Source organism: Albimonas pacifica, from assembly GCF_900113695.1.
Classification (GTDB): Bacteria; Pseudomonadota; Alphaproteobacteria; order Rhodobacterales; family Rhodobacteraceae; genus Albimonas; species Albimonas pacifica.
The window spans coordinates 15,793-35,267 of record NZ_FOQH01000016.1; the positions used below are offsets into that span (position 1 = coordinate 15,793).

Sequence of the window (19,475 nt, forward strand, 5' to 3'; positions counted from 1 at the left end):
GCCTTGAGAGACCGCTTTCGTCCCTCCTGGAACCGGGGCCGGTTAACAGCCCCTCCCGCATAACCCTCCAAAACAACGCAAAAATCCGGCCGCAGCCGGATGGGGAGAACGCTTTCGCGAGGGCAAGTGGCGGAGAGGGTGGGATTCGAACCCACGGTAGAGTCACCCCTACAACGGTTTTCGAGACCGCCCCGATCGACCACTCCGGCACCTCTCCGCACGTCCGTGGTCAGGACGGGCGGACGTTTAGCGGGGGGCGCGGGCGGTTGCAAGGGGCTCGGCGAGAGGAATTCGCGTCATCCTGTGGACGGTGGGTCGGCAGGGCGGCGGAACGGTCCGGGGGAGGACCTCGCAGGGGCTTGCGCCGGGCAGGCCCCGCACGGGCGCGCGTCGCGCGCGGGCAAGAGAGGCGGGCAGGAGAGAGGGCCTTGCGGCGCTTGACTTCAGGGGGCGCCGGCGGCATAAGCCCGGCTCCGGTCGCGGCGGGTTCTCCTGCCGCGTCACTCTCTGGCGCGACCGGCGCCGAACGCTCCCGACCGGGGGCGCGCCGTCCGAGGCGGGGCAGGGCGCAGGGGCCGGAAGGTCCTGGACGCCCGCTCCGGAAAGCCCGCGAAAGCGGCGCCGCAGGACGCGGAAGCAGGAAGGAAGACGCGATGTTCGCTGTCATCAAGACGGGCGGCAAGCAGTACAAGGTCGCCTCCGGCGACGAGCTCGAGGTCGAGCTCCTGGCCGCCGAGGCCGGCGAGACCGTGCAGTTCAACGAGGTCCTGATGCTCGTGGGCGACGGCGAGCCCACCATCGGCGCGCCCTTCATCGAAGGCGCCGCGGTGCAGGCCGAGCTGGTCGAGTTCACCAAGGGTCCCAAGGTGATCTCGTTCAAGCGCCGCCGCCGCAAGCACTCCTCGGCCCGCCGCAAGGGCCACCGCCAGAAATTCGCCAAGGTGCGGATCACCGAGATCCTCGCCTCGGGCGGCGACGCCACCGGCGTCAAGGCCGCCGTCGGCGCCGCCTCGGCTCCCGAAGCCGTCGCGGCCGAGTAACCGTCAGCGCAAGGAGACATAAGTCATGGCTCACAAAAAGGCAGGCGGCTCCTCCCGCAACGGCCGCGACTCCGCAGGCCGTCGCCTGGGCGTCAAGAAGTTCGGCGGCGAGGCCGTGATCCCCGGCAACATCCTGATCCGTCAGCGCGGCACCAAGTGGTGGCCGGGCGACAACGTCGGGATGGGCAAGGACCACACCATCTTCGCCACCGTCGAGGGCGCCGTGAAGTTCACCAAGGGCTTCCGCAACCGCACCTTCGTGTCCGTGATCCCGCTTCCCGAGGCCGCGGAGTAACCCCCGCGCCCACCCCGGGCCGACATTCGGGAGGGCCGGCGGGGAAGGACCCCCGCCGGCCCTCCGGCTTTTTCGGCGCAGGCCGGGCGCAGCGACGCCGAGGTCCGCGCCCCGCCGATTTCACGGCCGCCGGCCCAGCGTCCGCAAGAGGCGCCCCGGCAAGGGACGATCCCTTGGGAGGGAGTTGGAAGAGATGCTGGACGGATTGCAGATCGCGCCCCTGATCGAAGCGGACCGGATGGTCCTGCGCCCGCCGCGCCGTCGCGACGCGGGGCTGATCGCGCTGTATCTCTCGGATGCGCGCGCCGCCAAGTCGCTGGCGCTGATCCCCCATCCCTATCCCCCCGGCGCCGCCGAGCAGATGATCGAGCGGGCGCTGGAGGGCAAGCGCTCCGGCCCGCTCTACGTGATGGACGCGACCCCCTCGGACGGTCCCGAGATGATCGGGCTGGTGTTCCTCAACAAGGAGCCGGAGGACGGCGTCTACCAGGTCTCCTACGTCGTGGGTCCCGCCTTCCGCAACACCGGCTACGCCACCGAGGCGGTGCTGGCGGTGCGCGACCACCTGTTCGGGGCGGGCGCCAAGGCGCTGACCGCGAAGGTCTACCAGGACAACGACGCCTCCGCCCACGTGTTGACCCGCGCGGGCTTCGATTACCTCGGCGAGGGCGAGGCGTATTCCGCCGCGCGCGGCGCCGTGGCGCCCACCTGGCGCTACAGGCTGGAGCGGGACCGGTGGTCGGCACGGAGCTCCTGACGCCTCGGCTCCGGCTGCGCCTGCCCACGCCCGGCGACGCCGAGCGGCTGGCGGCGCTGTCGACCGACCCCGAGGTCGCGCGGATGACCACGCGCATCCCCTACCCGAACTCCGCCGAGGCGGTGCGCGAGGCGCTGGTCGCCATGGCGCTGGCCGGCGAGGTGGTGCGGGTGATCGACGACGGCGAGGCGCGGGGCCTGTGCTCGATCGCCCCCGACGGCGCGCTCGGCTGGTGGCTGGGGCGCGAGGCGCGCGGGCGCGGCTATGCGACCGAGGCCGCCCGCGCGCTGCTGGCCCATGCCTTCGGGGTGATGCGCAAGGAGCGGGTGACGGCGCGGGTCTTTGCGGACAACGCCCCCTCGATCCGGGTGCTGGCGAAGCTGGGCTTCCGGGTGACCGGCGCCGAGCGCAGCTTCTCGCTCGGGCGGGGCGCGGCCGCGGACGGGCATGTGATGGAGCTGGCGCGCGACCGCTGGGCGCTGTCGCAGCTGTTCAGCCTGGTCACGCCGCGGCTGGTGCTGGCCCCGATGACCGCGGCGGACGCGGCCGAGCTTGCGGCGCTGACCGATCTGGAGACGGCGCGCAACACGCTGACCGTCCACCACCCGATGACCCCGGCCGAGGCCGAGGCGCGCATCGCCGCCCGCCGCTTCCGCAACCGCCCCGGCTTCGCCGTGGGGGTGCGCCTGGACGGGCGGCTGGTGGGGGAGCTCGGCCTCTCGGCGCCCGGGGCGGACGGGCTGTGCGACGTGATGATGTGGTTCGGCGCGCAGTGGCGCCGCCGGGGCCTCTGCTCGGAGGCGCTGGCCGCCTTCCTGCCCCATGTGATGGACCGCTTCGGCCTGCAGACGCTGCGGGCGGAGGCGTTCGAGGATAACATCGGCTCGCTCGCCGTGCTGTCGCGCTTCGGATTCGCGGCCGACGGGGTCGAGCTCGGCACGGCGCCGGCGCGCGACGAGATCGCCATGGTCCGGCGCATGACGCTGGCCCGCGAGGCGCTCTCGGCGGCGCTGGCGGCCTGCCCGGAAAGGAACGCGGCATGAAATTCCTGGACCTCGCCAAGGTCTACATCCGCTCGGGCGCCGGCGGGAACGGCTCGCTGTCGTTCCGGCGCGAGAAGTTCATCGAATACGGCGGCCCCGACGGCGGCGACGGCGGCAAGGGCGGCGACGTGTGGGTGGAGGCCGTGGACGGGCTCAACACCCTGATCGACTTCCGCTACCAGCAGCACTTCTTCGCCAAGAACGGCCGCCCCGGCGCCGGCAAGCAGCGCACCGGCGCCGACGGCGAGGACATCGTCCTGCGCGTCCCCGCCGGGACCGAGGTCCTGGACGAGGACGAGGAGACCGTGATCGCCGACCTGACCGAGGTCGGCGAGCGGGTGCTGCTCGCCAAGGGCGGCAACGGCGGCTGGGGCAACCTGCACTTCAAGACCGCGACCAACCGCGCGCCGCGCCGGGCCAACCCCGGCCAGCCGGCGATCGAGCGCACCATCTGGCTGCGCCTGAAGCTGATCGCGGACGTGGGCCTCGCGGGCCTGCCGAACGCGGGCAAGTCGACCTTCCTCTCGGCGGTCTCCAACGCCCGCCCCAAGGTCGCCGACTATCCGTTCACCACGCTGCACCCCAACCTCGGCGTCGCCGCGGTGGACGGGGCGGAGCTGGTGATCGCCGACATCCCCGGCCTGATCGAGGGCGCCCACGAGGGCCGCGGCCTGGGCGACCAGTTCTTGGGCCATGTCGAGCGCTGCGCGGTGTTGCTGCACCTGATCGACGGCGCCGCCGAGGACGTGGTCCACGACTGGCACATCATCCGCGAGGAGCTGCGCCTCTACGGCGACCTGCTGGCGGAGAAGCCGGTGGTGACCGGCCTCAACAAGATCGACGCGCTGACCGGGGAGGAGGTGGCCGAGAAGCTCGCCGCCCTCGCCGAGGCGGGCGCCGGCCGGGTGCTGCCGATGTCCGGCGTCTCGGGCGAAAACGTGCTCGAGGCCCTGCGCCTGCTGCGCCGCGAGGTGATGGCCAAGCGCCGCGCCGAAGCCGACGAGAAGGCGATCGAGGAGGACCGCGCGGAGGAGTCCGAACCGTGGCGTCCCTGACCGGAGACGCCGCGCAAGCCGACGCCGCCGGGGACGCCTGTGCGGACGCGGACGCCGCGTCGGGCCTCGCGCCCGGGGCGGGCGCCTCGTCCGCGGCGCTCGACCGGTGTTCGCGCCTGGTGGTGAAGATCGGCTCGGCCCTGCTGGTCGACGCGGCCACCGGCAAGCTGCGGCGCGAGTGGCTCAAGGGCGTCGCCGCCGACCTCGCCGCGATCCGCGCGCGGGGGGCGGAGGTGATGGTCGTCTCCTCGGGCTCCATCGCGCTGGGACGCCGGGTGCTGGGCTTCCGCCGCGGGGCGCTGGCGCTGGAGCAGGCGCAGGCTGCCGCGGCCGTCGGCCAGATCCGCCTCGCGCAGGCCTATGCCGAGGTGCTCGAGCCCCACGGCATCACCGCCGGCCAGGTGCTGCTGACGCTGGACGACACCCGCGAGCGTCGCCGCTACCTCAACGGCCGCGCCACCCTGCGCCAGCTTCTGGGCCTCGGCGTCCTGCCGGTGGTCAACGAGAACGACACCGTCGCCACCGACGAGATCAAGTTCGGCGACAACGACCGCCTCGCCGCCCGCGTGGCGCTGATGGCGGGCGCGGACCTGCTGGTGCTGCTCTCGGACGTCGACGGGCTCTACACCGCCGACCCGCGACGCGATCCGCAGGCGACCCGCTTCGAGGTGGTCGACCGCATCAATCCCTCGATCGAGGCGATGGGCGCGGGCGTGGGCTCGGACGCGGGCTCGGGCGGCATGCGCACCAAGCTGCTGGCGGCCAAGACCGCCACGCGGGGCGGCTGCGCGATGATCATCTGCAAGGGCGAGGTCGACCGGCCCCTGACCGCGCTCGCCGAAGGCGCGCCGGCCACGCTGTTCTCGGCCGAGGTCTCGCCGCTCAACGCCCGCAAGCAGTGGATCGCCGGCATGAAGCCGATGGGCCGGCTGGTGGTCGACGCGGGCGCCGCGGGGGCCCTGCGCCGCGGCAAGTCGCTGCTCCCCGCCGGCCTGCGCGGGATCGAGGGCGCGTTCGAGCGCGGCGACCCGGTGGCCATCGTCACGCTCGACGGGGCCTCGGTGGGGGCCGCGCTCGCGGGCTACGGCGACGCCGAGGCGCGCGCGGTGGCGGGCCTGCACTCGCGCGAGGTCGAGGCCGCGCTCGGCCATCCCGGCCGGGCCGAGGTGGCGCACAGCGACAACATCGTGATCTGGGATGCGGAGACGGCCGGGGCCGGCGCCGCGCAAACGGAGGAGACCGAGTGATGGACGGATCGATCGCAAACGACGCGAAGACCCTCGACGTCCCGGCGGTCATGGCGGAGATGGGCCGCCGGGCGAAGGCGGCGGCGGCGGAGCTCGCCTACGCCCCGGCCTCGGCCCGCGACGCCGCCCTCCGCGCCGCCGCCGAGGCGATCGAGACGCGCGAGGCCGAGATCCTCGCCGCCAACGCGAAGGACATGGACTTCGGCCGCGAGAAGGGCCTGAGCGAGGCGATGATGGACCGCCTGCTCCTCACCGCCCCCCGGGTCGCCGCGATGGCGCAAGGGTTGCGCGAGGTCGCCGCCCAGGAGGATCCCGTCGGCCGCGTGCTGGAGGAATGGACCCGCCCCAACGGACTCCATTTCCGAAAGGTGGCGACGCCCCTGGGCGTCATCGGCGTAATCTACGAGAGCCGGCCCAACGTCACCGCCGACGCGGGCGGCCTGTGCCTGAAGTCGGGCAACGCCGCGATCCTGCGCGGCGGCTCGGAGAGCTTCCACTCCGCCGGCGCGATCCACGCCTGCCTGCAGGAGGGGCTGCGCGCCGCGGGTCTGCCCGCCGACGCCATCCAGCGGGTGCCGACGCGGGACCGCGCCGCGGTGGGCGAGATGCTGACGATGCAGGGCGCGATCGACGTGATCATCCCGCGCGGCGGCAAGGGCCTCGTGGGCCGGGTGCAGGCCGAGGCGCGGGTGCCGGTCTTCGCCCACCTCGAGGGCATCTGCCACGTCTACGCCGACGCCGCCGCCGACCCCGAGAAGGCGCGCCGGGTGATCCTGAACGCCAAGACCCGGCGCACGGGCATCTGCGGTTCGGCCGAGTGCCTGCTGATGCACCGCGGCTACGCCGCGGGGCAGGGGGCCGCGACCGTCGCCATGCTGATCGACGCGGGCGTCGAGGTGCGCGGCGACGCGGCCGTGCAGGCGCTCGACCCCCGGGTCGTCCCGGCCACGGACGCCGACTGGGGCCGCGAGTTCCTCGACATGATCATCGCGGCGAAAGTGGTGGACGACGTCGACGGGGCCATCGCCCATATCCAGCGCTACGGCTCCCAGCACACCGAGGCGGTGCTGACCGAGGACGACGCGGTGGCGGAGCGCTTCTTCGCCCGGCTCGACAGCGCGATCCTCCTGCGCAACGCCTCGACCCAGTTCGCCGACGGCGGCGAGTTCGGCTTCGGCGCCGAGATCGGCATTGCCACCGGCAAGATGCACGCCCGCGGGCCGGTGGGGGCCAAGCAGCTGACTTCGTTCAAGTACCTGGTCGAGGGCGACGGCACGACCCGGCCGTAACCCTCCTCCGAGCCGAGCGCAGGCGTCGGTCGCCGGCCGGCCGCCCGCCCCACGGGCGCCCCGGGCTTGACCCGGGGCCTCTCGCGGCGCGCCCCGGGCGCCGCCGCCTGCCGGTTCCCGCCTGCGGCCCCGGGCCGGGCGCGCCTGACGGTCGAACCGGCCCGGACGCGCTCCGCCCCTTGCGATGGGCGCAACGCCCGGAACGGCGCCGCGACGTCGCCGCGCCGGCCTGACGCGCGCGTCGGGAAAAGCATTGACAGCTCAGGGCCCCGGGCGGACGCTTTTCGCTTGCGGCAATGAACGGGGATGCTGTGCAGAACACTCTCGCCACGCGCTTCACGGGTCTCGACTTCGTCAATCCCTTCGTGCTGGCCTCCGCGCCGCCGACGGAGAGCAAGCGCAAGATCCTGAAAGCCTTCGAATCCGGCTGGGGCGGCGTCGTCACCAAGACCATCGGTCTGCACCCGGTCGAGAACGTCGCCGGTCCCAGGACCATCTTCCAGCGCGCCAGCGAGGCGAAACCCTACGTCTCGCGCGCCAAGCGCCCGGACAGCGTCTCGCATTCCTCGTGGAACTGGGAGCTGATCTCCGACCAGCCGCTGGAGCAGTGGCTGCCCGACCTCGAGGAGATCAAGACCACCTGGCCCGACCGGATGCTGATCGGCTCGATCATGGCCGGCGCGGGCGGGGTCGAGGAGATGAACAACTGGCGCAAGCTCGCCGTCGCCTGCGTGAACGCCGGCTGCGACGCGCTGGAGCTGAACCTGTCGTGCCCGCATATGGACCGCAAGGACATGGGCGCGCATATCGCCAATGACGAGGAGATCATCCGCTCGATCCTCGCCGCCGTGACGTCCGCGGTGGACGTGCCGATCTGGGTGAAGCTGACGCCCTCGACTTCGACGCTGACGGATGCGGCGGGGGCGGCCTACGCGGCCGGCGCCTCGGCGATCTCGCTGTGCAACACCTTCCCCTCGCTGCCGCTGATGGACCCCGAGACGATGAAGTTCGAGGTCGAGGTCGACGGGCTGACGACCTCCGGCGGGCAGGGGGGCCTCGCGATCCTCAACCAGGCGCTGCAGCGCGTCTCGGACATCTCGCGCGCCTATCCCGACCGCTCGATCTCCGGCATCGGCGGCATCAAGGGCTTCCACGAGGCGTTCAACTTCATCGTCCACGGCGCCGGCAACCTGCAGGTCTGCACCGCGGCGATGGAGGAGAAGGGCTCGGGCGGCATCGGCGTGCAGCTGATCCGGGAGCTGACCACGGACCTCTCCGACTACCTCGCGCGCAAGGGCTTCTCCTCGATCGAGGAGTTCCGCGGCATCGCCCGCGAGCGGATCGTCGAGCACTCCAAGGTCCGTCGCAAGTCCGAGGCTTACAACGGCGGCTACGTGAAGTCGGCCTGAGGATCCTCCTCGCCCCCGGGCCGGCCGGGGGCGAGGCCCTTGAGGAACAGGTCCTCCAGGAACCGGGCCGCGTCGTCGATATGGCCGTCGCCCTCGACGCCCATCACGATGCGGATCTGCACGTCGAAATCGGCGTAGTGCTGGGTGGTCGACCAGATCGCGAAGATCAGGTGGTAGGGGTCCACGCGCCGGATCTTGCCGTCCGCGATCCAGGTCCGGATCACCTCGACCTTCTCGGCCACCAGCGTCTTCAGGCGGCCGTGGAGATAGTCCTCGATCCGGGGCGCGCCCGACATCACCTCCGAGGCGAAGAGCCGGCTCTCGCGCGGGCGCTCGCGGGCCATGTCGAGCTTGCGGCGCAGGTAGTCGCGGATCTCGCGCAGGGCGTCGCCCTCGGCCGAGAGCGCCTCCAGCGGCTCCAGCCAGTCCTCGAGCAGGCTCTCCATCAGGGCCGCGTGGATGTCCTCCTTGCGGCGGAAGTAGTAGAGGAGGTTGGGCTTGGACATGCCCGCCCCCTCGGCGATCGCGTCCAGCGTCGCCCCCTTGAACCCGTGCTGGGAGAAGGCCTCGAGCGCGCTGTCGAGGATCTTCTCCTCGTTCTCCTGCTGGATGCGGGTGCGCCGCTTGGTGCGGGCCGCGCGGGGGGGCTCGGCGACGCTCACCGGCCGGGTCCGGGGCCGGCGCCGAGGAACCGGGCGCCGCCGGCGGAGGCGCCTGTTCGAGAGGCGGGGGTGCGCGCTGCTGTCGCCGTCATGGGCGGCTCGCCTCCGGGGTTTTCCTGTTGACGGTCGGGGCCGTCCTGCTAGCGTGAACTTTGACCAGACGGTTAACTCGCCGCAAGAGCTTTCGCCGGTCCGGGGGCGGCCCGGCGGAGGCCGGAGGACCCCCGCGATGAACGCCAGCGCGACGCCAGACGCCCCGCGCGCCCGTCCCGGGCCCGACCGCGGCCGCCATCCCCTCTTCGCAGCTCCCCGACCCGGCCGCGCATCGCGCCGGCCCGATCCCGCCGCGCGTCGCGCGGACCCGAAGCACGTCGCGCATCGCGCGGAAACGACAGGCAGAACGTCATGGCTGACCTTGGCTCGAACCTCCAGATCAACTCCGACCGGCTGTGGGACTCGATCCACGAGCTCGCGAAGATCGGGCCGGGGGTGCGCGGCGGCTCCAACCGCCAGACGCTGACCGACGCGGACGCGCAGGGGCGGGCGCTGTTCAAGTCCTGGTGCGACGCGGCCGGGATGACCATGGGCGTGGACAAGCTGGGCAACATGTTCGCGCGGCGCGAGGGCGAGGATCCCTCCCTGCCGCCGGTCTACATGGGCTCGCATCTCGACACCCAGCCCACCGGAGGGCGCTACGACGGCGTGCTCGGCGTGCTGGGGGGGCTGGAGGTGATCCGCACCCTCAACGACCTGAACGTGAAGACCAGGCATCCCATCGTGGTGGTCAACTGGACCAACGAGGAGGGCACCCGCTTCGCCCCCGCCATGCTCGCCTCGGGCGTCTTCGCCGGCGTGCACGACCTCGACTTCGCCTACGCGCGCACCGACGCCGAGGGCAAGAAGTTCGGCGAGGAGCTGGAGCGCATCGGCTGGAAGGGCGAGGAGCCCGTCGGGAACCGCCCGATGAAGGCGATGTTCGAACTCCACATCGAGCAGGGCCCGATCCTCGAGGCGGAAGGGAAGGACATCGGCGTCGTCACCCACGGCCAGGGCCTGTGGTGGCTGCAGGTGACGCTGACCGGCAAGGACGCGCACACCGGCTCGACGCCCATGGCGATGCGGGTGAACGCGGGCCTCGGCATGGCCCGGATCACCGAGCTGGTGCACACCATCGCCATGGACCACCAGCCCGGCGCGGTCGGCGCCATCGGCCATGTCGAGGTCTACCCCAACTCGCGCAACGTGATCCCGGGCAAGACCGTGTTCACGGTCGACTTCCGCTCCCCCGACCAGGAGAAGCTCGACGCCATGCGCGCGCGGCTGGAGGCCGAGGCCCCGAAGATCGCCGCCGACCTCGGCCTCGGGATCGAGATCGAGCCCACCGGCCATTTCGACGTGGTGACCTTCGATCCGGGCTGCGTGAGCGCGGTGCGCAAGGCGGCCGAGTCGCTCGGCTATTCCCACATGGACATCATCTCCGGCGCCGGCCACGACGCCTGCTGGATCAAAAAGGTGGCCCCCACCTCGATGATCATGTGCCCCTGCGTGGACGGGTTGAGCCACAACGAGGACGAGGAGATCTCGCAGGAGTGGGCGGCCAAGGGCACGAACGTGCTGCTGCGCGCGGTGCTGGAGACGGCGGAGATCGTGGGGTGATCCGCGGCATGTTCAGCCTCGACGCTCCGCCCGAGAGTATTCGGCTCGCTCGGCGCCTGGGGATGGTCGGCCTCGTGCTCGTCATATTCGCGCCGATCGGCGTGGACGTCTGGACCGGCGAGGAATCGACCATGCGGGCGCTTTCCCGGGCGATCGGCTCGGCTGTCGGCTTGGCGCTCGGTGCGCTTGTCGTCTACGGAGTTCGGCGCCTCTTCGGCGCCCGCCGCCGCGGCGAAGAAACCAGGGAGAAGCTTGAATGACCAAGGTGATCAAGGGCGGCACGATCGTCACCGCCGACCGCACGTATGAGGCCGACGTCCTGATCGACGGCGAGACGATCCTCGAGATCGGCGAGAACCTGAAGGGCGACGAGACCCTCGACGCCGAGGGCGCCTATGTCATGCCCGGCGGCATCGACCCGCACACCCACCTGGAAATGCCCTTCATGGGCACCACCGCCGCCGAGACCTTCGAATCCGGCACCTTCGCCGCCGCCGCCGGGGGCACCACCATGCTGGTGGACTTCTGCCTGCCGGGCGAGGACGGATCCATCAGGAACGCGATCCTGGAGTGGGACCGCAAGTCGAAGGACCAGATCTCGGTCGACATCTCGTATCACATGGCCATCACCGGCTGGAACGAGAGCATCTTCGAGGAGATGAAATTCGCCGTCGACCGCGGCATCAACACGTTCAAGCACTTCATGGCCTACAAGGGCGCGCTGATGGTGCAGGACGACGAGATGTTCGCCTCGTTCAAGCGCTGCGCCGAGCTGGGCGCCATGCCGCTGGTCCATGCCGAGAACGGCGACATCGTGGCCGAGCTCCAGCAGAAATACCTCGCCGACGGGGTCACCGGGCCCGAGGGCCACGCCTACTCCCGCCCCCCCGAGGTGGAGGGAGAGGCCGCCAACCGCGCGATCATGATCGCCGATGCGGCGGGCGTGCCGCTCTACATCGTCCACGTCTCCTGCGAGCAGGCCCACGAGGCGATCCGCCGGGCCCGCCAGAAGGGCATGCGCGTCTACGGCGAGCCGCTGATCCAGCACCTGACGCTCGACGAGAGCGAGTATTTCGACAAGGACTGGGACTACGCCGCCCGCCGGGTGATGTCGCCGCCGTTCCGCAACAAGGAGCATCAGAACGGCCTGTGGAACGGTCTCTCCGCGGGCTCCCTGCAGGTGGTGGCCACCGACCACTGCGCCTTCTCGACCGAGCAGAAGCGGTTCGGCCTTGGCGACTTCACCAAGATCCCCAACGGCACGGGCGGCATCGAGGACCGGCTCTCGGTCCTGTGGACGCACGGCGTCGAGACCGGGCGGCTGACGCCCGAGGAGTTCGTGGCGGTCACCTCGACCAACATCGCCAAGATCCTCAACGTCTATCCCCGCAAGGGCGCGATCCTGCCCGGGGCGGATGCGGACATCGTGGTCTGGGATCCCAAGGCCACCAGGACCATTTCGGCGGCCACCCAGAAATCCATCATCGACTACAACGTCTTCGAGGGGTTCGAGGTGACGGGCCTGCCGCGCTACACGCTGTCGCGCGGGGACGTGGTCTGGGCCGCCGGCCAGAACTCGCAGCCCCAGCCCGGCCGGGGCAAGTTCATCCCGCGCCCCGCCTTCCCCGCGCCCAACAAGGCGCTGTCGACCTGGAAGGCCCTGACCGCGCCCCGGGCCATCCAGCGCGATCCGCTCAACATCCCCTCGGGGCTCTGAGCGTCGATGAGCCAGGCCGCGGACGCGACCCCAGCCGCCGCGCCTCGATCGGTGATCGAGGCGCGCGACCTGTGCCTGACCTTCGCCACCAACGACGGGCCGGTGCATGCGCTCTCGGACGTGGACCTGACGATCCGGCAGGGCGACTTCGTCTCCTTCATCGGGCCCTCGGGCTGCGGCAAGACCACTTTCCTGCGGGTGATCGCGGACCTCGAGCGGCCGACCTCCGGCACGATCACCGTCAACGGCATGACGCCCGAGGAGGCCCGGCGCGCCCGCGCCTACGGCTACGTCTTTCAGGCCGCCGCGCTCTATCCCTGGCGCACCATCGCCGGCAACATCCGGCTTCCCATTGAAATCATGGGCTTCTCGAAGCCCGAGCAGGAGAAGCGGATCGACCGGGTGCTGAGGCTCGTGGAGCTCGACGGGTTCGGGAAGAAGTATCCCTGGCAGCTGTCGGGGGGGATGCAGCAGCGGGCCTCCATCGCCCGGGCGCTCGCCTTCGACGCGGACCTGCTCCTGATGGACGAGCCCTTCGGCGCGCTCGACGAGATCGTGCGCGATCACCTCAACGAGCAGCTCCTGAAGCTGTGGCGCACGACCGGCAAGACCATCGGCTTCGTCACCCACTCGATCCCCGAGGCGGTCTATCTCTCGACCCGCATCGTGGTGATGAGCCCGCGCCCCGGCCGGATCGTGGACGTGATCGAGAGCCCCCTGCCGCTGGAGCGCCCGCTCGACATCCGCGAGAGCCCCGAGTTCCTCGCCGTCGCCCACCGGGTGCGCGAGGGGCTGCGGGCGGGGCATTCCTATGACTGAACGCCCCCGTAGGGCGCATTTCAATGCGCCGTCCCCCGCTCCGACCCTGGCGCCGTCCCCGGTCCCGTTCCGCCATGGCGCATTGAAATGCGCCCTACGGGGGCGGCGATGAGCTGGACGCGCAGCCTGCTGCCGATCCTGACCGTGGTCGCGGCCATCGTGGCGGTCTGGTATCTCTCCGCCGTCGCCCTCAACATGCCGTGGGAGCGGGACCAGGCCGCGCGCGCCGGGACCGAGGTCGCCTTCCTCGACCGCGTCGCGGGGACGCTCGCGCAGGATCGGCCGGTGCTGCCCGCCCCCCACCAGGTCGTCGCCGAGATCTGGAAGACCACCGCCGAGCAGAAGATCACCTCCAAGCGCAGCCTGGTCTATCATGGCTGGATCACCCTCTCGGCGACGCTGCTGGGCTTCGTGTTCGGGACCGCGCTGGGGATGCTGCTGGCGGTGGGGATCGTGCATTCGCGAGCCATGGATCTCTCGATCATGCCCTGGGTTATCGCCTCCCAGACCATCCCGATCCTGGCGCTGGCGCCGATGATCATCGTGGTCCTGAACGCGGTCGGGCTGAAGGGGCTGATCCCCAAGGCGCTGATCTCGACCTACCTCTCGTTCTTCCCGGTCGTGGTGGGGATGGTGAAGGGTCTGCGCTCCCCCGACCGCATCCAGCTCGACCTGATGCGCACCTGGTCGGCGAGCGGGACCCAGACCTTCTGGAAGCTGCGCTGGCCGGCCTCGACCCCCTATCTCTTCGCCTCGCTCAAGATCGCGGCGGCGGCGAGCCTGGTGGGCGCCATCGTGGGCGAGATGCCCACCGGCGCGGTCGCGGGCCTGGGCGCGCGGCTGCTGGCGGGGAGCTATTACGGGCAGACCATCCAGATCTGGGCGGCGCTGTTCGCGGCCGCGGCGCTGGCGGCGGCGCTGGTGGCGCTGATCGGGCTCGCAGGTCGGGTCACGCTGACGCGCATGGGGTTCGGACGATGAGCGTGGTGGCGCCCGCCGTCGGCGCGATCCGCGCCCGGGCCGCGGGGCTGTTGGCGCTGGCGGTGGCGATGGTGGTGCTGGGCCGGCTGCTGCTGGGGCTGGGGGGCGGAGGGTTCTACTGGCTCTGCGTCTTCGCGGGCTGGGCGGCGGCGGCGGCGCTGGTTTCGGCGCTGGCCCGGCTCGCCGACCGGGACCGGAGCTGGGGCAGGGCGGCCGCGCTGGCCGCGCCGCTGGTCTTCGGAGCCACGCTGCTCCTGCTGTGGGAGGCGGTGGTGCGCGGAGCCGGCGTGCCGCCGGTGCTGCTGCCTCCGCCCTCGATGATCTTCGCGCGGCTGATCTCCTCGCCCGAAATCCTGTGGGCGGACTTCCAGCAGACCTTCCTGAAGTCGGTGCTGATCGGATACGCGCTGGGCTGCGGCTCGGCGATCCTCACGGCGCTCGCCATCGAGCGGTCGGAGTTCCTGCAGCGCGGCTTGCTGCCGGTCGGCAACTTCGTCGCCGCCCTGCCGATCGTGGGCGTGGCGCCGATCATGGTGATGTGGTTCGGGTTCGACTGGCCCTCCAAGGCCGCGGTGGTGGTGGTGATGGTGTTCTTCCCGATGCTGGTGAACACGGTCGAGGGGCTGAAGGCCGCCGACCGGATGCAGCGGGACCTGATGCGCACCTGGGCCGCCACGCCGCGCCAGGAGCTGTGGCGCCTGCGCCTGCCGATGGCCGCGCCCTTCATCTTCAACGGGCTGAAGATCGCCTCCACCCTCGCCCTGATCGGCGCGATCGTGGCGGAGTTCTTCGGAACCCCCGTGGTGGGCATGGGCTTCCGCATCTCGACCGAGGTCGGGCGGATGAACGTCGACATGGTCTGGGCCGAGATCGCGGTGGCCGCCGTGGCGGGCTCGGCCTTCTACGGCCTGGTCTCGCTGGTCGAACGCTGGGTGACCTTCTGGCACCCCTCGCAGCGGCGCTAGTCGGCGGAGCGGACGAGGCGCTTCTGCCCATCACGCGCGCCCGCGCCCCGGCCCGGCGCCCGCGCGGCGGGCAGAACGGGCGGAGCGATGATTTCAGGGGCCGTTCAGTCGTTGACGGCTTCGCGCGGGCCGCGCTACGCCTTTTATCAGATGGACAAAACCGGGGCGTGGAATCCCGGTCGCCAACAGGAGAGCCAGATGAAAAGCCGTTCCCTCATCGCCGCCGCCGCGGCGGCCGTCGCGGGCCTCGCGGCCGCCGGCGCCGCCCAGGCGCAGGACGTGACGCTTCAGCTCAAGTGGGTCACGCAGGCCCAGTTCGCCGGCTACTACGTCGCCCAGGACAAGGGCTTCTACGAGGAGGAGGGGCTCGAGGTCGAGATCCTGCCCGGCGGCCCCGACATCGCGCCCGTGCAGGTGCTGGCGGGCGGCGGCGCCGACGTGATGGTCGACTGGATGCCCTCGGCGCTGGCCGCGCGGGAGCGGGGCGTGCCGGTGGTCAACATCGCCCAGCCGTTCAAGAAGTCCGGCATGATGCTGACCTGCCTCAAGGAATCCGGCGTGACCAGCCCGGAGGACTTCCCCGGCTCGACGCTCGGCGTCTGGTTCTTCGGCAACGAGTATCCGTTCCTGAGCTGGATGGCCCACCTGGGCGTCCCGACCGAGGGCGGCGAGGACGGGGTCACGGTGCTGAAGCAGGGCTTCAACGTCGATCCGCTGCTGCAGAAGCAGGCGGCCTGCATCTCGACCATGACCTACAACGAGTATTGGCAGGTGATCGACGCGGGCATCTCCGAGGACCAGCTCGTCACCTTCAAGTACGAGGACCAGGGGGTCGCGACGCTGGAAGACGGCCTCTACGTGCTGGAGGACAACCTGGACGATCCCGAGTTCAAGGAGAAGATGGTCAAGTTCGTCCGGGCCTCGATGAAGGGCTGGAAATACGCCGAGGAGAACCCCGACGAGGCCGCCGAGATCGTGCTCGAGAACGACGCCACCGGCGCCCAGACCGAGAAGCACCAGAAGCGGATGATGGGCGAGATCGCGAAGCTGACCGCAGGCTCGGACGGCACGCTGGACGAGGCCGACTACCGGCGCACCGTCGACAGCCTGCTCGCCGGCGGCTCCGACCCGGTGATCACCAAGGAGCCCGAGGGCGCCTGGACCCACGCGATCACCGACGAGGCGCTCTGACCGACGCGGCGTCGCGAGACGGGAGAAGGGGTCGCCTCGGCGGCCCCTTTTTCATGACTGCGAGGGCGATTTTAAATCAGATCGGTTGATTTGCTCGACTCTGCGAGGGTCCGGGGATGGGCGGGGGGCGGAGGGGGGAAACGGGGGGCGGGAGGGGGACCCGGCGGCTTGTTCATGACGTAGGGGAATGACGTGGCGTAGGCTTGGCTCCGGCGGCAAGGGTCGTCCGGATGTCGAGGGAACCAGGGACATGAACGCGAAACTCGGCGCCGAATTCATCGGCGCCTTCTGGCTGGTGTTTGGGGGGTGCGGCAGCGCGGTGATCGCGGCGGGCGTGCCGGACGTGGGCATCGGCCTGCTGGGGGTCTCGCTCGCCTTCGGGCTGACGGTGCTGAGCATGGCCTATGCGGTCGGCGGCATATCCGGCGGGCACTTCAACCCGGCGGTGACGCTCGGCCTCGCGGTGGCGGGGCGGTTCGAGACCCGGATGATCGCGCCCTACTGGGCGGCGCAGGTCGCGGGGTCGGTCGCGGCGGCCGCGGTGCTCTACGTGATCGTCTCGGGGCAGGCGGAGTTCGCGGGCGTCGGCGGCTTCGCGTCGAACGGCTACGGCGCGGCCTCTCCGGGCGGCTACGGGCTGACCGCGGCGCTGGTCGCCGAGGTGGTGCTGACGGCGGGGTTCGTGATCGTGATCCTCGGCGCGACCTCGGCCTCGGCCCCGCCGGGCTTCGCGGCGATCGCCATCGGGCTGGCGCTGACGCTGATCCACCTGGTCTCGATCCCGGTGACCAACACCTCGGTGAACCCGGCCCGCTCGACGGGCGTGGCGCTGTTCGCGGAGGGGCCGGCGCTGGCGCAGCTGTGGCTGTTCTGGGTCGCGCCGCTGGCGGGCGGCGTGCTGGGCGCCCTGCTGTGGCGGCTGCTGTTCCCGACCCCGGTCCCCGCGCCGGGCCCGACCGGCGAGCCGGCCTGAGCCGCAGGGCCCCGGAAAAGAAAGGCCGCCCCGGCGCGGGGCGGCCCCTGATGCGTCAGGCGGCGCGGTTCAGCGGAAGGCGTCGGGGCGCGCTTCGCGGGCGACCTTGTCGAGGACCGCGTTGACGAAGCCGCCCTCCTTGCCTTCGGGGAAGAAGGCGCGGGCGACGTCGACGAACTCGGAGATGATCACCTTCGGCGGGGTGACGGTCGAGTCGAACAGCTCCGCCCCCGCGGCGCGGAAGATCGCGCGCAGCGTGGGGTCGATGCGGTGGATCGGCCAGGCGACGTCGAGCGCGCGGTTGGTGGCCTGGTCGATCTGGGCCTGCCGGTTCACCGTGCCCTCGAGGATCGCGTCGAAGAGGTAGGGGTCCGCCTCGCGGTACTCCTCCCCCTCGATCGACTGGCCGAAGCGGTGGTTGACGAACTCGCGCCGGACCTCGCGCCAGTCGTCGCCGCTCTTCTCCATCTGGAAGAGGGCCTGGACCGCGGCGAGGCGGGCGGCCGAGCGCATCAGCTTCTTCTCCTGGCGGGAGGGCTCGGGGCGCGGGGCCGGCTCGGCGTTGTCGGACTCGGGGGTGTCGGTCATCGCGTTCATCCCGCGAAACGGCGCGCCAGCGCCACCAGGTGCAGGGCCGCGGCGGCGGCGCCGCCGCCCTTGTCCATCTCCGACGGGTCCGCGCGGACCACGGCCTGGGCCATGTCCTCGGGCGTCAGGATGCCGTTGCCGATCGCCAGCCCCTCGAGGCCCAGCAGGGTCAGGCCGCGGCCGCTCTCGTTGCAGACCAGCTCGAAGTGGTAGGTCTCGCCGCGGATGATGCAGCCCAGCGCCACATAGCCCTCGTAGCCGCCGCGCTTGTGCGCCATGCGGATCGCGGGCGGGATCTCCAGCGCGCCGGGGACCTCGATCACGTCGAAGGTGGCGCCGGCGGTCTTGAGGGTCGCGGCGGCGCCCGCGATCAGGTCGTCGGCGATCTTGCGGTAGAAGGGGGCGACGACGAGCAGGATGTTGGGCGCGAAGCCCTCGAACGTCGGCAGCGGCAGGGCGCCTTCCTGTTCGGTGCTGGCCATGGCTCAGCCCTCCGTCTTCTTGAGGGAGCGGGTCCCGGCGATGGACAGGCCGTAGCCCTCCAGGCCGACGACGCGCGGGGCGGTGGAGGTGGTCAGCAGCTCCATCTCGTGGATGCCGAGGGCCGCCAGGATCTGGGCGCCGATGCCGTAGTGGCGCAGCGTCTGGGTCGAGACCCCCTTGGCCGCGTCCGAGATCATGCCTGTCAGGCGCCCCGGCGAGTGGTCGCGCAACAGCACGATCACGCCCCGGCCCTCGTCGGCGATGGCCTGCATCGCGGCCTGGACCATGCCGTGCCGCTCGGGCGTGGCGCCGACGATGTCGTCGATGGGGTTCAGCACATGCATGCGCACCAGCACCGGCCCGGGCGCCGAAAGGTCGCCCTTCGAGAGCACCATGTGCTCCGACTGGGAGGTGGCGTCGGTGAACACGCGCATCAGCCAGTCGCCGCCGTAGGGCGAATGCACCGGGCGGGCCGACGCCTCGCGCACCAGGTTGTCGTGGCGGCGGCGGTAGGCGATCAGGTCCGAGATCGCGCCGATCTTCAGCCCGTGCTTCTGGGCGAAGGAGACGAGGTCGGGCAGCCGCGCCATGGTCCCGTCCTCCTTCATGATCTCGCAGATCACGCCGGAGGGGTTGAGCCCCGCGAGGCGGGAGATGTCCACGGCCGCCTCGGTATGGCCGGCGCGGACCAGCACGCCGCCGTCGCGGGCGCGCAGCGGGAAGACGTGGCCGGGCGTGGCGATGTCCTGCGGCCCGGACCGGCCGTCGATCGCGACCGAGATGGTGCGCGCCCGGTCATGGGCCGAGATGCCGGTGGTCACGCCTTCACGGGCCTCGATCGAGGTGGTGAAGGCGGTCTCGTGGCGGCTCTGGTTGTTCGAGGACATCAGCGGCAGGCCGAGCTCCTCGATCCGCTGGGCGGTCAGCGACAGGCAGATCAGGCCGCGCCCGTGGGTGGCCATGAAGTTGATCGCGTCGGGCGTCGCCATCTGCGCGGGGATCACGAGATCGCCCTCGTTCTCGCGGTCCTCGTGGTCGACGAGGATGAACATGCGCCCGTTGCGCGCGTCCTCGATGATCTCCTCGACCGAGGAGAGGGCGTCGGAAAAGTCGTCGCTGCCAGCCATGAGTCTCGCCTGGGTCTCTTTTTCGTTCCGCGGCGGTCCTACCGCAGGCGGAAGCGCGAGGCCAGACGGGATGCGCCTGCCGGCGGTCGGCCGGGCGGAGACGGTCCGTCGCCGCGCGGGCCCCTTGCCGGCGGTCTGCGGAGTTTTCTTGGCGAGGACCAACCGTTTGCCCTAGCGT

19 protein-coding genes, 1 tRNA gene and 1 pseudogene are annotated in these 19,475 nt (G+C 71.3%); 16 read left to right on the forward strand and 5 right to left on the reverse strand.

Going from position 1 to position 19,475, the window contains the following annotated elements; genetic code table 11:
• Nucleotides 1-127: 127 nt before the first annotated feature.
• Nucleotides 128-217: transfer RNA gene (locus BM064_RS24675), tRNA-Ser, on the reverse strand.
• A 436-nt stretch (nt 218-653) separates the two neighbouring features.
• Here BM064_RS24675 and rplU point away from each other — a divergent pair.
• The 8 genes and pseudogenes from rplU to BM064_RS24715 form a co-directional block, all read left to right on the forward strand.
• Nucleotides 654-1,034 (forward strand): annotated as a pseudogene (gene rplU / locus BM064_RS24680) (50S ribosomal protein L21); the annotation flags it as partial.
• 31 nt (nt 1,035-1,065) lie between these two features.
• Complete coding sequence (gene rpmA / locus BM064_RS24685; protein ID WP_092865599.1) at nt 1,066-1,335, forward strand: 50S ribosomal protein L27; 270 nt, start codon at nt 1,066-1,068, stop codon at nt 1,333-1,335.
• 193 nt (nt 1,336-1,528) lie between these two features.
• Entirely contained in the window at nt 1,529-2,092 is a 564-nt protein-coding gene (locus BM064_RS24690) for a GNAT family N-acetyltransferase (protein ID WP_092865602.1), read from the forward strand.
• Nucleotides 2,071-3,135, forward strand: a complete 1,065-nt coding sequence (locus BM064_RS24695) for a GNAT family N-acetyltransferase (protein ID WP_092865605.1) — start codon at nt 2,071-2,073, stop codon at nt 3,133-3,135. Before BM064_RS24690 ends, BM064_RS24695 begins: the two co-directional genes overlap by 22 nt.
• Nucleotides 3,132-4,190, forward strand: a complete 1,059-nt coding sequence (obgE, locus tag BM064_RS24700) for a GTPase ObgE (RefSeq protein ID WP_092865609.1) — start codon at nt 3,132-3,134, stop codon at nt 4,188-4,190. The genes BM064_RS24695 and obgE overlap by 4 nt, the downstream gene beginning before the upstream one ends.
• A 116-nt stretch (nt 4,191-4,306) precedes the next feature.
• Nucleotides 4,307-5,437, forward strand: coding sequence for a glutamate 5-kinase (gene proB, locus BM064_RS24705; protein WP_218161123.1), 1,131 nt, complete (start codon nt 4,307-4,309; stop codon nt 5,435-5,437).
• Nucleotides 5,437-6,726 carry a glutamate-5-semialdehyde dehydrogenase gene (locus BM064_RS24710; protein WP_092865612.1) on the forward strand — a complete coding sequence of 430 codons (1,290 nt, stop codon included), beginning with the start codon at nt 5,437-5,439 and terminating at the stop codon, nt 6,724-6,726. The genes proB and BM064_RS24710 overlap by 1 nt, the downstream gene beginning before the upstream one ends.
• 311 nt (nt 6,727-7,037) lie before the next feature.
• Nucleotides 7,038-8,135 carry a tRNA-dihydrouridine synthase gene (locus BM064_RS24715; protein WP_177236395.1) on the forward strand — a complete coding sequence of 366 codons (1,098 nt, stop codon included), beginning with the start codon at nt 7,038-7,040 and terminating at the stop codon, nt 8,133-8,135.
• Here the strand turns inward: BM064_RS24715 and BM064_RS24720 are convergent.
• Complete coding sequence (locus BM064_RS24720; protein ID WP_092865618.1) at nt 8,117-8,797, reverse strand: TetR family transcriptional regulator C-terminal domain-containing protein; 681 nt, start codon at nt 8,795-8,797, stop codon at nt 8,117-8,119. The two genes, BM064_RS24715 and BM064_RS24720, sit on opposite strands and share 19 nt — an antisense overlap.
• A gap of 405 nt (nt 8,798-9,202) precedes the next feature.
• On the opposite strand from BM064_RS24720, the gene BM064_RS24725 reads away from it, so the two are divergent.
• The 8 genes from BM064_RS24725 to aqpZ all read left to right on the forward strand — a co-directional run bounded on the left by BM064_RS24725 (nt 9,203) and on the right by aqpZ (nt 17,099).
• Nucleotides 9,203-10,453, forward strand: a complete 1,251-nt coding sequence (locus tag BM064_RS24725; protein ID WP_092865621.1) for a Zn-dependent hydrolase — start codon at nt 9,203-9,205, stop codon at nt 10,451-10,453.
• Nucleotides 10,450-10,713 carry a hypothetical protein gene (locus tag BM064_RS24730; RefSeq protein WP_092865624.1) on the forward strand — a complete coding sequence of 88 codons (264 nt, stop codon included), beginning with the start codon at nt 10,450-10,452 and terminating at the stop codon, nt 10,711-10,713. The genes BM064_RS24725 and BM064_RS24730 overlap by 4 nt, the downstream gene beginning before the upstream one ends.
• On the forward strand, nt 10,710-12,170 hold the full coding sequence (gene hydA / locus BM064_RS24735; RefSeq protein ID WP_092865627.1) for a dihydropyrimidinase: 1,461 nt from the start codon (nt 10,710-10,712) through the stop codon (nt 12,168-12,170). Before BM064_RS24730 ends, hydA begins: the two co-directional genes overlap by 4 nt.
• 6 nt (nt 12,171-12,176) lie before the next feature.
• Nucleotides 12,177-12,989, forward strand: a complete 813-nt coding sequence (locus tag BM064_RS24740; RefSeq protein WP_092865630.1) for an ABC transporter ATP-binding protein — start codon at nt 12,177-12,179, stop codon at nt 12,987-12,989.
• 108 nt (nt 12,990-13,097) lie between these two features.
• On the forward strand, nt 13,098-13,970 hold the full coding sequence (locus tag BM064_RS24745; protein WP_092865633.1) for an ABC transporter permease: 873 nt from the start codon (nt 13,098-13,100) through the stop codon (nt 13,968-13,970).
• Between the two features lie 68 nt (nt 13,971-14,038).
• Nucleotides 14,039-14,935 carry an ABC transporter permease gene (locus BM064_RS24750; RefSeq protein ID WP_218161124.1) on the forward strand — a complete coding sequence of 299 codons (897 nt, stop codon included), beginning with the start codon at nt 14,039-14,041 and terminating at the stop codon, nt 14,933-14,935.
• A gap of 198 nt (nt 14,936-15,133) precedes the next feature.
• A complete protein-coding gene (locus tag BM064_RS24755) occupies nt 15,134-16,126 on the forward strand; it encodes an ABC transporter substrate-binding protein (protein ID WP_092865639.1) in 993 nt (330 codons plus the stop codon).
• 250 nt (nt 16,127-16,376) lie between these two features.
• Nucleotides 16,377-17,099: an aquaporin Z gene (aqpZ, locus tag BM064_RS24760; protein WP_092865642.1), complete on the forward strand. Its 723-nt coding sequence runs from the start codon at nt 16,377-16,379 to the stop codon at nt 17,097-17,099.
• A 69-nt stretch (nt 17,100-17,168) separates the two neighbouring features.
• Here aqpZ and nusB read toward each other — a convergent pair whose 3' ends face one another.
• The 3 genes from nusB to ribB form a co-directional block, all read right to left on the reverse strand.
• Nucleotides 17,169-17,612: a transcription antitermination factor NusB gene (gene nusB, locus BM064_RS24765; RefSeq protein WP_092865713.1), complete on the reverse strand. Its 444-nt coding sequence runs from the start codon at nt 17,610-17,612 to the stop codon at nt 17,169-17,171.
• Nucleotides 17,613-17,692: 80 nt separating this feature from the next.
• Nucleotides 17,693-18,169 carry a 6,7-dimethyl-8-ribityllumazine synthase gene (locus BM064_RS24770; protein WP_092865645.1) on the reverse strand — a complete coding sequence of 159 codons (477 nt, stop codon included), beginning with the start codon at nt 18,167-18,169 and terminating at the stop codon, nt 17,693-17,695.
• A 3-nt stretch (nt 18,170-18,172) separates the two neighbouring features.
• Nucleotides 18,173-19,297: a 3,4-dihydroxy-2-butanone-4-phosphate synthase gene (gene ribB, locus BM064_RS24775; protein WP_092865648.1), complete on the reverse strand. Its 1,125-nt coding sequence runs from the start codon at nt 19,295-19,297 to the stop codon at nt 18,173-18,175.
• Nucleotides 19,298-19,475: the final 178 nt, after the last annotated feature.

What these genes read in the sequence shown, in the direction of transcription:
- rpmA (WP_092865599.1), top strand. Translation starts at nt 1,066, where the DNA reads ATGGCTCACAAAAAGGCAGGCGGCTCCTCCCGCAACGGCCGCGACTCC.
- BM064_RS24690 (WP_092865602.1), top strand. Translation starts at nt 1,529, where the DNA reads ATGCTGGACGGATTGCAGATCGCGCCCCTGATCGAAGCGGACCGGATG.
- obgE (WP_092865609.1), top strand. Translation starts at nt 3,132, where the DNA reads ATGAAATTCCTGGACCTCGCCAAGGTCTACATCCGCTCGGGCGCCGGC.
- BM064_RS24710 (WP_092865612.1), top strand. Translation starts at nt 5,437, where the DNA reads ATGGACGGATCGATCGCAAACGACGCGAAGACCCTCGACGTCCCGGCG.
- BM064_RS24725 (WP_092865621.1), top strand. Translation starts at nt 9,203, where the DNA reads ATGGCTGACCTTGGCTCGAACCTCCAGATCAACTCCGACCGGCTGTGG.
- hydA (WP_092865627.1), top strand. Translation starts at nt 10,710, where the DNA reads ATGACCAAGGTGATCAAGGGCGGCACGATCGTCACCGCCGACCGCACG.
- BM064_RS24740 (WP_092865630.1), top strand. Translation starts at nt 12,177, where the DNA reads ATGAGCCAGGCCGCGGACGCGACCCCAGCCGCCGCGCCTCGATCGGTG.
- BM064_RS24745 (WP_092865633.1), top strand. Translation starts at nt 13,098, where the DNA reads ATGAGCTGGACGCGCAGCCTGCTGCCGATCCTGACCGTGGTCGCGGCC.
- BM064_RS24750 (WP_218161124.1), top strand. Translation starts at nt 14,039, where the DNA reads ATGGTGGTGCTGGGCCGGCTGCTGCTGGGGCTGGGGGGCGGAGGGTTC.
- BM064_RS24755 (WP_092865639.1), top strand. Translation starts at nt 15,134, where the DNA reads ATGAAAAGCCGTTCCCTCATCGCCGCCGCCGCGGCGGCCGTCGCGGGC.
- aqpZ (WP_092865642.1), top strand. Translation starts at nt 16,377, where the DNA reads ATGAACGCGAAACTCGGCGCCGAATTCATCGGCGCCTTCTGGCTGGTG.
- nusB (WP_092865713.1), bottom strand. Translation starts at nt 17,612, where the DNA reads ATGCGCTCGGCCGCCCGCCTCGCCGCGGTCCAGGCCCTCTTCCAGATG.
- BM064_RS24770 (WP_092865645.1), bottom strand. Translation starts at nt 18,169, where the DNA reads ATGGCCAGCACCGAACAGGAAGGCGCCCTGCCGCTGCCGACGTTCGAG.
- ribB (WP_092865648.1), bottom strand. Translation starts at nt 19,297, where the DNA reads ATGGCTGGCAGCGACGACTTTTCCGACGCCCTCTCCTCGGTCGAGGAG.